The sequence below is a fragment of the Chryseobacterium piscicola genome (assembly GCF_900156685.1).
GTDB lineage: Bacteria > Bacteroidota > Bacteroidia > Flavobacteriales > Weeksellaceae > Chryseobacterium > Chryseobacterium piscicola.
The window spans coordinates 98,934-113,733 of the sequence record NZ_FTOJ01000006.1 but is presented as its reverse complement, the minus strand read 5'-3'; the positions used below and the strand labels follow the sequence as shown (position 1 = coordinate 113,733).

The 14,800-nt window shown below is 33.7% G+C and carries 13 protein-coding genes; 7 read left to right on the top strand and 6 right to left on the bottom strand.

Going from position 1 to position 14,800, the window contains the following annotated elements:
- Positions 1-401: 401 nt before the first annotated feature.
- The 6 genes from BW939_RS10525 to BW939_RS10500 form a co-directional block, all read right to left on the bottom strand.
- On the bottom strand, positions 402-2,387 hold the full coding sequence (locus BW939_RS10525; RefSeq protein WP_028122906.1) for a urocanate hydratase: 1,986 nt from the start codon (positions 2,385-2,387) through the stop codon (positions 402-404).
- A 223-nt stretch (positions 2,388-2,610) separates the two neighbouring features.
- The gene (locus BW939_RS10520) at positions 2,611-6,810 is read right to left on the bottom strand and encodes a T9SS type B sorting domain-containing protein (protein ID WP_076451992.1); all 4,200 of its coding nucleotides are present in this window, start codon (positions 6,808-6,810) and stop codon (positions 2,611-2,613) included.
- A 180-nt stretch (positions 6,811-6,990) separates the two neighbouring features.
- Positions 6,991-7,335 (bottom strand): hypothetical protein, encoded by a 345-nt coding sequence (locus BW939_RS10515; RefSeq protein ID WP_076451991.1) that lies wholly within the window; start codon positions 7,333-7,335, stop codon positions 6,991-6,993.
- 157 nt (positions 7,336-7,492) lie between these two features.
- Positions 7,493-8,464, bottom strand: coding sequence for a 2-hydroxyacid dehydrogenase (locus BW939_RS10510; protein WP_076451990.1), 972 nt, complete (start codon positions 8,462-8,464; stop codon positions 7,493-7,495).
- Between the two features lie 143 nt (positions 8,465-8,607).
- Positions 8,608-9,003 (bottom strand): DUF1801 domain-containing protein, encoded by a 396-nt coding sequence (locus tag BW939_RS10505; RefSeq protein WP_105170189.1) that lies wholly within the window; start codon positions 9,001-9,003, stop codon positions 8,608-8,610.
- A gap of 3 nt (positions 9,004-9,006) precedes the next feature.
- Positions 9,007-9,657: a protein-L-isoaspartate(D-aspartate) O-methyltransferase gene (locus tag BW939_RS10500; RefSeq protein ID WP_076451989.1), complete on the bottom strand. Its 651-nt coding sequence runs from the start codon at positions 9,655-9,657 to the stop codon at positions 9,007-9,009.
- Positions 9,658-9,852: 195 nt separating this feature from the next.
- Between BW939_RS10500 and BW939_RS10495 the strand changes: the two genes are divergently transcribed.
- The 7 genes from BW939_RS10495 (at position 9,853) to BW939_RS10465 (ending at position 14,799) form a co-directional block, all read left to right on the top strand.
- Positions 9,853-10,818, top strand: coding sequence for a Gfo/Idh/MocA family protein (locus tag BW939_RS10495; RefSeq protein ID WP_076451988.1), 966 nt, complete (start codon positions 9,853-9,855; stop codon positions 10,816-10,818).
- Between the two features lie 118 nt (positions 10,819-10,936).
- Positions 10,937-11,398, top strand: a complete 462-nt coding sequence (locus BW939_RS10490) for a DUF5362 family protein (RefSeq protein WP_076451987.1) — start codon at positions 10,937-10,939, stop codon at positions 11,396-11,398.
- Between the two features lie 140 nt (positions 11,399-11,538).
- Positions 11,539-12,417 carry a CGA/CIA family class A beta-lactamase gene (bla-A, locus tag BW939_RS10485; protein ID WP_076451986.1) on the top strand — a complete coding sequence of 293 codons (879 nt, stop codon included), beginning with the start codon at positions 11,539-11,541 and terminating at the stop codon, positions 12,415-12,417.
- A gap of 31 nt (positions 12,418-12,448) precedes the next feature.
- Positions 12,449-12,886 (top strand): hypothetical protein, encoded by a 438-nt coding sequence (locus BW939_RS10480; protein WP_076452067.1) that lies wholly within the window; start codon positions 12,449-12,451, stop codon positions 12,884-12,886.
- A gap of 4 nt (positions 12,887-12,890) precedes the next feature.
- Positions 12,891-13,781, top strand: a complete 891-nt coding sequence (locus BW939_RS10475) for a 3-hydroxybutyryl-CoA dehydrogenase (protein ID WP_185115890.1) — start codon at positions 12,891-12,893, stop codon at positions 13,779-13,781.
- Between the two features lie 359 nt (positions 13,782-14,140).
- Positions 14,141-14,380 carry a hypothetical protein gene (locus BW939_RS10470; protein WP_056081084.1) on the top strand — a complete coding sequence of 80 codons (240 nt, stop codon included), beginning with the start codon at positions 14,141-14,143 and terminating at the stop codon, positions 14,378-14,380.
- Positions 14,381-14,511: 131 nt separating this feature from the next.
- A complete protein-coding gene (locus tag BW939_RS10465) occupies positions 14,512-14,799 on the top strand; it encodes a GNAT family N-acetyltransferase (protein ID WP_076451984.1) in 288 nt (95 codons plus the stop codon).
- Position 14,800: the final 1 nt, after the last annotated feature.

The following is a 14,800-nucleotide window of genomic DNA, read 5'->3' as shown; positions in this document are numbered from 1 at the left end:
TGAAACTTCTTTTAAAGATTAGCTTAAAAATATCTAACACAAGAAAAATGAGAATTAAATTTTGCAAGAAATTTATATAATCAAACTGAACAATCCCCCAGTCCATCAAAGCATCTTTTCCTAAAGAAGATTTTTTCAAATAAAAATATTTTGGAAAACCTGAAGTTTCAATAAGCCAATCATTTGATTTTGAAGATTCACAATACAACAATCCCAATAATGTAATAATAAAAGCTAATGCAATTACTTTCCAATCTAACAAAACTCTCCAATTTTGCTTTTTAAATCTTAAAATAATAAGATTTATTACAACAAAAATTATAAATAAAAGCAGAAAGTACATACTTGTAAATTGATTGTGAATATCCATTTTCAAATTAACTCATTTCCAAATTTTCAAATTAAAAAAGATTCTCATCCACAAAATTCGGCAACGTCACCTTCAAATTCGGTTCAGCTTCCATTGCTCTTTTAATGGCGAAAACAGCGCCTTCATTTCTTGCCCAGCTTCGTCGGGAAATTCCGTTGTTCACGTCCCAGAAAAGCATAGATTTTAATCTTCTATCGGCATCATCGCTACCATCGAGCAACATCCCGAATCCACCATTGATCACTTCGCCCCAGCCAACGCCACCACCGTTGTGAATACTCACCCAAGTCGCCCCACGGAAACTGTCGCCAATCACATTGTGAATCGCCATATCTGCAGTAAATCTCGAGCCGTCGTAAATATTGGAAGTCTCTCTGTACGGCGAATCTGTCCCCGAAACATCGTGGTGGTCTCTTCCCAAAACCACCGCTCCAATTTCTCCGTTGGCAATGGCTTTGTTGAAGGCTTCAGCGATTTTCATTCTACCTTCGGCATCCGCGTATAGAATTCTCGCCTGCGAACCAACGACCAAATTGTTTTCCTGAGCGCCTTTAATCCACGTGATATTGTCTTTCATCTGCTGTTGAATTTCTTCGGGAGACGTTTTAATCATTTCCTCTAAAACGGCACACGCAATATCATCTGTTTTCTGCAAATCTTCCGGTTTTCCGCTTGCACAAACCCAACGGAATGGCCCGAAACCATAATCAAAACACATCGGTCCCATAATATCCTGAACGTAAGATGGGTATTTGAACTCTCTTCCCAACGTAGGATTTTCAGACATTACATCGGCTCCGGCTCTTGAAGCTTCGAGTAAAAAGGCATTTCCGTAATCGAAGAAATAAGTTCCTTTTGCTGTATGTTTATTGATAGCTGCAGCGTGTCTTCTCAAAGTTTCCTGAACTTTTTCTTTGAACAACTCAGGGTTTTCAGCCATCATTGTATTGGAATCTTCAAACGAAATTCCAACCGGATAATAACCTCCCGCCCAAGGATTGTGAAGTGAACTTTGGTCTGAACCGATATCGATTCTTAGATTTTCTTCATCAAATTTCTCCCAGATGTCTACGATGTTTCCAAGGTAAGCCAAAGAAACCGTTTCCTGATTTCCCTGAGCTTTTCTTACTCTTGCCACCAATTCATCCAAGTTTTCGTGGATTTCATTCACCCATTTCTGTTCGTGACGGATTTTGGTAATCTTAGGATTTACTTCTGCAATTACTGTAATACAACCTGCAATATTTCCGGCTTTTGGCTGAGCTCCAGACATTCCGCCCAAACCTGAAGTGACGAATAATCCTCCTTTTGGTTCTTTATTTATTTTTCTGAAAGCATTCAAAACGGTAATCGTCGTTCCGTGCACAATTCCCTGCGGACCAATGTACATATAAGATCCGGCGGTCATTTGTCCGTACTGCGAAACACCCAGCGCATTGAATTTTTCCCAATCATCCGGCTTGGAATAATTTGGAATCATCATTCCGTTGGTCACAACTACTCTCGGCGCATCTTTGTGCGAAGGAAATAATCCCATCGGATGACCGGAATACATCGTCAACGTCTGTTCTTCCGTCATTTCAGAAAGGTATTTCATCGTCAGAAGATACTGTGCCCAGTTGCTGAAAACTGCTCCGTTTCCACCGTAAGTAATCAATTCGTGCGGATGTTGTGCCACAGCATAATCCAGATTGTTCTGAATCATTAGCATAATTGCTTTTGCCTGTTCAGATTTTCCGGGATATTCTGCAATATCTCTCGCTTTCATCTCATAATCGGGACGGAAGCGGTACATATAAATTCTGCCGTATTTTTCCAGCTCTTCTCTAAATTCAGGCAACAATTCTGCGTGGAATTTTGGGTCGAAATACCGTAAGGCGTTCTTTAATGCGAGCTTTTTCTCTTCATCTGTTAAGATTTCTTTACGTTTCGGAGCGTGGTTGATTTGCGTGTCATATGTTTTTGGCTGAGGTAATTTGGTGGGGATACCTTGCTGTATTTGTTCTTTGAAAGTCATTATATAATTGATTGTTGTTGGTTGGTTGTTGTTGAGTTTTTTGTGGTTTTAAAGATATTCAAATTAGAAAACTCGTGCAAATATTATAGAAAATATGCAGAGCAATGGAAATTCCCCTCCTTAGAAGGGAAATTTATTCTTTGAAAACAAAATGATTTAGATTTAAATACAACAAAACCTCACTGAAAATCAATGAGGTTTTATCGTTCAATTATTTTAGGTTTTAATTATTGTTTTTCACCAAAATCCACCCTGTAAAGTTTCTGCCATCAGGAAGTGAGATGATGTACCAGTAACTTGACGTAGCAGTTGGTCTTCCGGCGATAGTTCCATCCCAAATGATTTGGGTGTTGGTATTCTGCTCGAAAATCTTGTATTGATAGCGATCAAATATTTTCACATTGGTCATTTTCTTTCCGAAAACGTGAAGATTTTTGATGATCCAGTGATCATTGTTTCCGTCACCGTTTGGTGTGATTGCATTTTTAATATCCAAGATTACTCCGTCTTGTTTTACGATACATTTTCCATCAACATATTTTACATAGAATGTGGTAATACCAGTTGGCAAATTGTAGAAAATATGAGTCGACTGCCAAGTAACCCCGTCAATTGAATAAACAATCGGTTGAGAGCCAGTTGCGGTAATCGTGTAGGTGTTTCCACTCGCTACCATTTGCTGGATTACCGGAATGTCATAGTGTTTTGCTTCAAAAGTTGCTGTGTAAGAACATCCGTTTTCTGCTGTTACAGTAAGAGAATAAGTTCCTACTGTATTCATATCTGTAATTGTATCTGAGTTGGAGACCACCTGGCCTGAAGGATTTGTCCAGACATAAGTTGTGATATTCTGCCCCTCTACCTTTAAAGTATAGTTGAATTTACCATCCGGACAAAAATATTGTGTTGGAATTTCAAAAATGGGTACAAGTTTCAAACTGATTTTAATGGTCGTGTATTCTGGGCAAAATCCGGGAGCTTCTACTTTCACGAAAAACGTGTCTGAACTTGTGTTTTGGTTAAAAGAATAGGTTGCAGGATTTGATATTACATTAGTGTTTGCCTGCAGATTTGCCAAAGAAGTATAATAGGTAAAAGTAGGATTGTTACCAGAATAAATTTGATTTTGAAGCTGGGTTAGATTTACAATTTCAATTCCGTTATTCAGCTGGTCGCAAATATTGTTTAGTAAATGAGGACCGGGCTGTGTAATTAATTTATCACCAAATACAAAATTAATACTCGCAATATCATCACAACCGGGAATATTCAGTACCCTTACCCAAATTTGTGAAGGGAAAGGATTTGCAGTAAATAAAGTGGGATTTTGTATTTCATTCACCATATTTTGTGCGTCTTGTTGATTAAGATAAAAGCTAAAAGTATTCATAGAATTAGGAAGGTCTACATACTGATTTGTAAAATTCATGAGGTTGACTTCATAATTTCCGTCGAGATTTTCATCACAAATTCTGATTGTTGAATTAATAGATTTTGGTGGGAAATAAGTATTGAGCTGTAATGGAGCAACTGAAAAGCAACCTGTAGTTTTAGCTGTAAATCTAGCCCAAACTTGGACGCTGGAAATAGTGGTAACCAACGTATTTCCTATTTGATTTGTGACAATTCCTGCATTGGCTTCAGCTTGGGTATGATAGAATTTTACATCTATATTTGATAAAGCATAAGTATTTTGCGCGGGATTGTACATTTGCGGAATGGCATCTGTAAGCGTGAAATTTTCATTTAAATTAAAATCTTCATCGCATTTATTTAAAACAGCATTGTTGGTAACAACTACAACGGGCAGAAAGTTCATCAGAATAGTTAATTTGGAAGCTGAAAAACATTCGTTAGAATTGAATTGAATTTTAACATAAACTGTAGTAGTGCCAGTAATTGGATAAGAATCTGGATTTGAAATTTGATTAGAGAAAGTATGCGTATTCGCATCATAATTTAAAAAATACGAAAAGTTTACAGCTGATTGGCCAGAATAAATCTGTGCTTGTGCCAAAGTAAGATTGTAATTTTCTACTCCGTCGTTATTATTGTCGCAAATATTACTGAGTGTAATATTCACGTTCGTGTTTACGGAAGGTGTAGAAACTAAACCGACTGTAAAAGGGTAAATCTGCTCACAATTGTAAGAATTTATTTTCACGAAATATTGTTGAGATCCGTTTAAATTAACTGTTGATAAAGGGTTTGTTCCGGCCTGTGCATTGGCTTGAGAACTATAAAAAGTGGTTGTTGCGTTTTGATTTCCGATGATTTCTGATGAGAATTGGCTTAAATTTATATTTTCTGAATTATCATTATTAAAATCGCAAACAGTAAAGTTTGATTTAACAATTATAGGATGAACTAGATTTATAGTGATGGGCCTCACTGTAAAGCATTCTTCACTCTGCTCAAATCTTACATAAAATGTTTGTGAAACGAAATTTCCGTTATCTGTAATAGTTTGTGTTGGCGAGATAGGATTGTTTGCATAAAAACCATCATCTGAATTGGCGTAAAATTCTGTAATAGGCACTGTAAGAGGATCCAGTAGCATATTAGTTGATAAGTTTGCAAGGTTTACCGTAATGTTTTCTGTCCCGTTAAAGCAGATGTATTCATATTTATGATTTGCCTCTATTTTTGTGAAAGTCACATTCATATTGACCTGAACAACTGTAAAGCAACCTCCGGGAATTTGTACTCTTATAAATATAGGATAAATACCTTCTTTTATGGTTTGTAAAACCGGTCCTTGTGCTGAAAAAGCGGCTGCATAAGTAGAATAAGGGGTAAAACCGGCGCCAGGTTGTGTGCTGATTAGCGGTCCCATGTGAAGTATAAAGTCGTAGGGTTCGTTATTGTCATCATTAATATCACAAATTGTTAATGGGTAATTTATGCCGTGAGCGTTTACGCCAGGTTTTAGCTGAAATGTGACGGGACCTAAAATATAAAAGCAGTTGGGATCTTGCACCCGAAGCCAAATTTGTGTTCCTGTAGAAATATTGGCTGTAGTGATAGGGTTTACGTTATTTTGCGCATTATTTTGACTTGTAAAATAGACTATAGATGTGTTTCCATTGGTTAAAAGTGAATTGTTTAAAAGACTCAATTCATAATTATTCTCAATCCCGTCATTATTAGTGTCGCAGAGAACAACTGTATTACTGAGAAGTTCTTTTGTGAGAAAATTTAAAGTTAATATTGCTACTCTGAAACATGTTGTGGTATTGGGATTTTGAATTCTTACGTAGATAATTTTATTTGAATTTAATGGGTAAGTGTTTGATAATCCATTCGTATTATTCTGGGCATCTTGTAGTGTATTGTGATAAGTAAAATTAAAACTCGAAGGATTTTGTGAAGTTAAATTAGATTTAAAATTATCCAGATTAAGATTAATCGGACTATTTCCACAAAAAGTCTCACTGTAATTGGTTGCCGTTGGGTAAGTAGGATCAAAATTGAGATTGAAACTGTCTGTAAGTGTAAGAATGCTGTTTCCGCAAGTATTGAAATTTACGTTGGCGGTGTATATATCATTTTGCGTAGGGCATATAGTTGCTTCCAATCCCGTGGCAATGGTTTGTCCGGCTGAGTTTTTCCATATAATCTCAGGAGTGATGTTGTTTCCTGAAGGTGAAAATTCATAAGCTTCTTGTAAAGCTTGCCAATTTCCTGTATTTCTAGAAGCAGGTGAATAGCCAATTGCTCCGTTTTCGTTGACGATTCCAATCAATGCATTTTCAAATTTTCTAGTAGCACATGGCGTTAGTTTTTTGTCTACAAAAACTTCAATACTATTGGTGGTTTCATGCAAAACGATTTGCGAAGATGTTCTTTCTGTACACCCTGCCATTCTTCCTTCGTAGAAATTCACAACAAATTTTCTATTTGGTGCTGTTCCGATAGTAGAGTAGTAAATTTCCGACTGATCTGCTGTTGAAAAAACCATATCATGATAAACTCCGAAAATAGAATTTTTTGGAAGACCCGCATTCGGATTTTGCCAGTTTATGTTTGGGAAATTTATTTTTCCGGCTTGTGTAACATCAAAAGTGACCATTCCGTTGGAGCCAATTACCAGCGCATTAAAATTCTGATTAAAAAAGCAGAAACTAAAAGGAAGATTAATGATAGGCGTGAAAACGTCATCAAAATTTGCATTCAATGAAGTCCCCTGATTCATGGGAATTGGAGGCAAAAATGTTTTTTGAGTCGTTTGGTAGGTGTTGGTTTGTTTGATGACAGGATATTCTGTATGAAGCGTAATGCAGCCATTGCTGTTTAAATCATTAGTGCAGCTTACTTGAAAATTTTCATTACCTATGGCGTCTTTGATGTTTACTTCTAAATTATTTTGAGAATAAACTGAAAAACTAATACAAAAAATGAGAATTTGTAAAATTATTTTCATTGAATAATTGATTATAAATTAACTAAAATGTTATTATGATGTTGATTTTTCAAATTTACAACATTTTTTATATAGATTATTTATCCATAAACTATTATTTGTATTTATTTAAAAATTGCTCAAAACAAAAAAAGCTACCTCATTTGAGATAGCTTTCATTTGTATTTTGTTAAAAAAAATTTATCTTTTTAGATCATCTTCCTCTTCTTCTATATCTTCATCAATGTCATCAATTAAATCGTCTTCGGTTTCAAATAATTCATCTTTATCCTCAATTTTATTGTAAATGTTATCTTCTGTATAAGATTGTTGATTTGTAATTTGATCAAAATTATCGTCGTCTTCAGCACCCGGTATATCTAATCCGTATGGCATGCCATCATTTACATGGCTTGGGTTAATAATTGGGTTGCCATCACCATCCAAAGGAATATGTTCTTCTTTGTTGAAAATATCTTCACCTGGATTATAATTCATTTCGTCTAATTTTCTTTTTTGCTCTGCAGCATTGTCTTCTGTTCTCATAATTTTATTTTTTTTGTGATGTTTAGAGTAAAGACAAAAATGATTCCAATAATTAAATAGCCAAGCAAAAATTATAAAGTAAAAAGTGCCAAGGTTAATAGTGTTTAAAGTTTTGTTTCAAACAAATAATTTATTGCAAAGTTTTTTCCGACAAATCTCAAATGTAAACTTCTTCATTTGCGCAGGCGGGCATTTTTTTTCCTTTTGAAAAAGCTACTAAGTTTTCTGCTGCAAGTTTTGCCATCCCGTTTCGGGCCTCTTCGGTTGCCGAGCCAATGTGTGGAAGTACGCAAACATTTGATAATTGTAATAAAGGATTTTCTTTAATCATCGGTTCCGGATTGGTCACGTCTAAGCCTGCACCCCAAATTTTATTGTTGATTAAAGCTTCATACAAGTCTTTTTCGTTTTGAAAACCGCCTCTCGCAGTATTAATAAAGATAGAATTTGGTTTCATCTTATCAAAAATTTTAGCATTGAAAAGTTCACTTTGTTCAGCCTTAAAATTAGCATGAATAGACAAAACATCAGATTGTTGCACCAATTCATCAAACGAAACATATTCTGCTTCTAATTTTCTTTGGGCTTCTTCGTTAAGATTTCTGTTATGGTAAATAATTTTCATTCCAAAAGCATTCTTGCATTTTTCAGCCATTTCAAAACCAATTCTACCTAATCCAAAAACGCCTAAAGTTTTGCCGTTAAGTTCTTGCCCCAAAGCAAATAAAGGGTCAAAATCTTCCCATTCCCCGTTTTTCACTCGCTCAAAATAAAAACTAGATCTGCGTGCTACAGATTGCATCAGAAGGAAAGCAGTCTCTGCAGTTGCAACACTCAAAACATCAGGAGTATTACCAATAGGGATTTTTCTCGCAGTCGCTTCTTTAGTGTCAACATGATCAAAACCTACCGAAAAAAGAGCGATAGCTTTAATATTCGGGCATAGATCGAAAAAATTTTTGTCGAATTGATGAAAACCCACATTTAATATGAGATCAAAATCCTGGCAATATTGCAGCCATTCTTCTGTAGATAATTTATCATTTTCTGGGATAAAAACTTCAAGACCGTTTTCTTTCATTATTGTGATTCCTATTTCCGGAATTCTTTTGTTTAGAAATACTTTCATTATGCAGATGTATTTTAATAGAAAACCTCACTGCTTTTATAAGTGAGGTTTCCAGATGTATTATTGAATTGTATTTAAAATCTATTCACATTAAAGTGTCAATTTTTATTCCAAAAAGTAGTTTGCTAAACAATTTTATTAAATCATTTTAATCTGATTAATTCTCCTTTTCTCTTTACTAAATTTTTATAATCCCACTGTATTTCTTCAGATTTTTTCAACCAACGCAGAAGATCTCCAACAATTATTTCTTCTAAATGAGTGTAAAATATTGAGGCATCTTGAAATTTTTTACCTTCCACATTCAATTGTTTTTCATTAAAAGATTTCCCGCTCCAAAACATAAGACATATTCCTTTTTTCTGTTTGTTGTAGCCCACAATAGGGTTTTCTTCGAGAAACCAAACAGGATGAGCGTGCCATAGCTTATTTTTGGCATCTTTTAATTCAGCATCAATCATTTTAGAAAGAAAACTACAAATTTCTTTGTCTGTATCTGTCTGTCTTTCATTGTAATCAAGAATTTGCGGATTCACCATTGCTTATTGGTTGGTATTATTCAGCATCGGAACAAATTTGTAAGCTCCGAATTCCTCTTTTTCAATTTCCGTAGGTGAAATTTTTGTGAATCTATATAAAACTTGCTGATCAATATGACCTAAAGGAATAACCATTTTCCCACCTATTTTCAGTTGTTTTAATAATTCTGTGGGCAAAACAGAAGCTCCGCAAGTTACGATGATTTTATCAAAAGGAGCAAAGGTAGGAAGACCTAGAAAACCGTCTCCAAAACTTTGAAATTTTGGATATAAATTCATTTCTCTAAGCTTTTTTTTAGAAAAATCAAACAGGTTTTTTTGTCTTTCTATGGTGTAAACCAAAGCTTTCATTGCAATCAAAACTGCGGTTTGATAGCCACAACCTGTTCCTATTTCAAGCACTTTTTCGCCTTCTTTTAGTTGTAGAAGTTCAGTTTGTTCGGCAACTGTAGAAGGGTGAGAAATCGTTTGATGTGCCATAATCGGGAATGCACGATCTTCATAAGCAAAATCTTCAAAAATGCTTTCTATGAAAAGATGTCTCGGGACATTGTTGATTGCCATGAGTACATTTTCATCCGAAACTCCTATTTTGTTTCGGAGATAATCTACCAAATTCTTTCTTTTTCCCTTATGTACAAACGAATCTTGCATTGAGCAAAAGTAATGAAAATGATTTAAAATTTGAAGCTTCCGGTTTGAAATTCTGATGAAAAAACTTAAAATCAGATTGAATGTTTTTAATTATATTTTCAAATGAACTGTGTAGCTTTATAAATTTTCAAACCTCAAATTTCAAATCATTATTTTTCAAATTAAACATTTATATTTACAAAAATTAATACAACTATGTTGAAAGCAGGTTTGGTAGGTGCCGGGCATTTAGGTAAAATACATTTGAGACTTCTGAATCAATCAGATAGATATAATTTTGTGGGTTTTCATGATAAAGATGCAGAAAACGGAAGAAAATTGGAAGCCGAATTTGGATATAAATATTTTGAAAATTTTGATGAATTGCTAAATCAGATTGAAATGTTGGATATTGTAACGCCAACTATTTATCATTACGATTATGCCCTAAAAGCCATTGAAAAAGGCCTTCACTTTTTTATTGAGAAACCGGTAACTCAAACATTGGAACAAGCAGAGGATATTTTGATAAAATGCCGTGAAAATAGTATTAAAGCTCAGGTTGGTCATGTAGAAAGATATAACCCGGCATTCATAGGAGCAAAAGATTATATACAGAATCCTATGTTTATAGAAATACATCGATTGGCAGAGTTTAATCCACGTGGGACTGATGTTTCTGTTGTTTTAGATTTAATGATTCACGATCTTGATATTTTGCTGAGTGTAGTAAAATCTAAAGTAAAAAATATCCACGCAAGCGGAGTTTGTGTGGTAAGTAAAACACCAGATATTACCAACGCCAGAATTGAGTTTGAAAATGGATGTGTTGCCAATTTAACGACGTCAAGAATTTCTATGAAAGCAATGAGAAAAAGCCGATTTTTTCAGAAAGATGCTTATATTTCTGTAGATTTTCTAGAAAAAAAAGCGGAAGTTATCAGAATGAAAGACGCTCCGGAAAATCCTACACCTTTTGATATGATTATAGAAAATGCAGAAGGCGAAAAAAATCAGATTTTATTTGAATATCCGAATATACAGCCTAATAATGCAATCTTAGATGAATTAAATTCTTTCGCAGACGCCATCCTTGAAGAAAAAAACGTTGAAGTTTCTTTAGAAGACGGAACCGAAGCATTGAAAGTGGCACTCAAGATTATGGATTTGATTAAAGTATAATGGAAGGTTTTGCTGAAAACTAAAAAAAATCTTATCTCGAATTTTATTTTTAAAAAATATTACAACACATTGTGAGATTTCGTAAATTTCAGTATCATTGGAAAAAAATATAATATCTATGGAAACAAAATCTCCTTTTGATCAATTTGATGAATTAAGAGTAGACAGCGCTGCAAAATCTTTCTTGGTAGAAGCAGCAAAATGGACTTCATTTTTAGCAATTTTAGGATATATTGGGATTGCATTAATGGTAGTTGCTGCATTATTTATGATGACAATGGGCGCATCAATGAGTTCGGCATCTTCTTCTTTAGCCCCTTTGGGAGGAGGTATGTTTATTGGTGTTATCTACTTGGTATTTGCCTTGTTGTATTTCTTGCCAATCAATTATCTGTACAAGTTTTCTTCAAACATGAAGCATGCAATTTCTACAAACAATCAAGCAAGTCTTACTTCCGCATTTGAGTATTTAAAATCACACTATAAATTTATCGGTATTATTACACTTGTAGTAATAGGACTTTATATTTTGATGTTTTTGATTCTTATGGTTACAGGTGTAAGCTCAGCTTTAATGTAAATAACAAATTTTAATTAAAAATATAATCCTTCTTTTTCAGAAGGATTTTTTTTGTGATATTTACAAAAGAGAATCGTTTGGTTTTAATTGAAATAAAAATAGATATAAGTATCTTATTTTTAAATTATTGTAAATGAATTATGAAAAAAGTAACTATTCTTTTTTTGCTTATTTCCGCAATTACTTTTGCTCAACAATCGTTTTTAGACAAAAAAATAACTACAATTGTTAAAGATAAAAAAGCAACCGTCGGAATTTCTGTTTTAGGTTTTGAAAATGGTTTCAAATACAGTAAAAATGGAGAGAAAAAATTACCGATGCAGAGTGTTTTTAAATTCCATATTGCGGCAGCGGTCTTAGATTTAGTAGATAAAGGAAAATTGTCTCTCAATCAGAAAATAGTGTTAACGAAAGATAATGTACTAGAAAATACATGGTCGCCTTTGCGAGATAAATATCCAAACGGTGGAGTAGAAGTATCTTTGAATGAAATACTGGAGCTAACGGTAGCAAAAAGTGATAACAATGGTTGCGATATTATGCTAGAGCTTTTGGGTGGGCCAAAAACGGTGCAGGATTTCTTTGATTCAAAAGCTGTGAAAAATTTTCAAATTAAATACAACGAAGCAGAAATGCACAAAGACTGGAATGCTCAGTATAAAAATTATACTACAATGAACGCTGCAGTAGATGTTTTGAAAAAATTTTATGACGGAAAATTGCTTTCTGAAAAATCAACAGATTATCTGATGAAAGTAATGCTCTCCACTTCTACAGGAAAAAATAAATTGATAGAGCAACTACCAAAAAACACTTCTATAGCAAGAAAAACGGGAGCTTCCGGCAAAAATGAGAATGGTTTAACGGGTGCCGAAAATGAAATTGCCATCGTTACTTTACCCAATGGCAAACATTATGCAATTGCAGTATTCATAAGCAACTCAATGGAAAGCGATGAGGTGAATTGTAAAATGATTTCAGATATTTCTAAAGTTGTTTGGGATTATTTTAATAAATAAAAATTTAAGCTTAATTTTAAAAACTTCAAAAATGAAAAAAGTATTATTAATTTTCGGGATTTTCACTTCTGCATTATTTTTCTCGCAGAAAAGCGAAAACTATTATCAGATAAGCTACAACAGTATTTGTTGTGGGCCACCTTCTACAGCACCGGTTTTGGGCTATGTAGAAACTTTTCAAGCGAAAAATAAAGGAAAAAATATTGAAATTTTTCGGCAGTCTGGTTTGGGAAGAGAAGGCGAGTTCAAACTTTTTCTAGGAATTGATGCTTTGTCGCATTCAAAGAAAAAGAAATTTATTTCAGGTTTGGAAACTACAATCAATCAACAAAATAATTCAAAAGATAACGGAAGTCAGGGAAATGTTGATTTTATTAGTAATTCTACCGTTACAAAAACAACTTTAATGAAATTGCCAAACCTTACGGCTAATATTAAAAAAGATATTATAAAAAAGAAAATAAAATAAAATGATCAAAAACATTGTTGTTATCGGTGCAGGAACCATGGGGAATGGGATTGCACACACTTTTGCACAAAGCGGTTTCAAAGTAAATCTTGTAGATGTATCTCAGGATGCTTTAGATAAAGGTTTAAAAACGATAACCACCAATCTTGACAGGATTATAGCAAAGGGAAACCTTACAGAAGAGCAAAAAGCTGAAACATTAGGCAATATTACGACCTTTACTGAGCTTAAAAATGCCGTTACAGAAGCTGATCTTGTGGTAGAAGCTGCAACAGAAAATCAGGATCTGAAGCTGAGAATTTTTGCTCAGATGGATGAATTTGCTCCTGAAAACTGTATTTTATCAACCAATACTTCTTCAATTTCTATTACAAAAATTGCTGCAGCTACAAAAAGGGCAGATAAAGTTATCGGTATGCATTTTATGAATCCGGTTCCAATTATGAAATTGGTAGAAATAATCAAAGGATATTCTACTTCAAAAGAAACTTTTGATTCTATTTATGAAATGAGCAAAGCTTTAGGTAAAGTTCCTGTAGAGGTGAATGATTATCCTGGTTTTGTGGCAAACAGAATTTTAATGCCGATGATTAATGAATCGATAGAAACATTATACAATGGCGTTGCAGGAGTAGAGGAGATTGATACCGTTATGAAATTGGGAATGGCTCATCCTATGGGACCGCTCCAGTTGGCAGATTTTATTGGTCTTGATGTTTGTCTTGCCATCTTAAATGTGATGTATGATGGCTTCAAAAATCCGAAATATGCACCAAACCCGTTATTAGTAAACATGGTAATGGCAGGGAAGTTGGGTGTGAAATCTGGTGAAGGTTTCTACGATTATTCTGAAAGCAAAAAAGCAGAGAAAGTAGCTAAAATGTTTTTAAAGTAATAAAAAATATGAAACAGTAACTGGGTTTTTTAAAGAGCAGATAGGTAAGCTTATTAAAACGGGAAGTATTTTAAAAAAAATGGTGAACTTTGAACGTTAAAAATGGGTATTATGATTGATGAAAGACAATTAAATAAACCAAAAAATAATTTTCAAATCGTTTTTGTTTACTTCATCCGTAAATGATTGATAAATACCTTGAAATTTTATAAAAATTTAGCCTTTTACGTTTTGAAAAATAATTTTAATGAAATTTAAATAGGCTCTAACTTAACCGAAAGTTTTAGAAAAAAATAAACTCACAAAGAATAATTGTCAATAATTTTATTATCTTTGAGCAAGTTAAAACAGTATAAAAAATGAAATTACCAAAGTTTTTATTAGCAGATAATTCGGAATTTCCAGAAGATTTATTCGTGGTTCATACAGAATATCCAAGATTTATCTTAAACGTTGAAGAAGAAGAAGTTGAGTGGCTTGATGATTTGGAAGGCGATGATGAAGAATCTATGGCGGATGAAGCTACTAAGGTTGTAGAAGCTGCATTTAAATGGTGCGATGAAGAGTTGGCTAAGTACGACGAAGAAGAGGAAGAATAAGAATATTCAACTTGAAATATAAAGAGCTACCAATTGGTAGCTTTTTTGTTGCAAATAAATTTGTAATTTTAATGAAACTATAAAGTTTTTCATCAAATTTAAAATGAAATATAATTAAAATTTTAAAAATTATGGATAATGTAACATTCAAAATTTCAGAATATCAGGATGAGCTTCAAATGTTTAAAGCTGACGAAAAAACGGGTTATATGTCTATTGCAATAGACGGAAGACTCATCAATGTTTATTATACAAAAATAAACCCCGAGCTTGAAGGCCAAGGCTATGCAAAATTACTTTTGGATGAGCTTGTACGTATTGCCGAAGAAAAAGATTATATGATTGATCCCGAGTGTGACTTCGTAAGACAACAACTAGAAAATCACCCTAAAAGATATAAAGGGATTTGGCATGATTAGC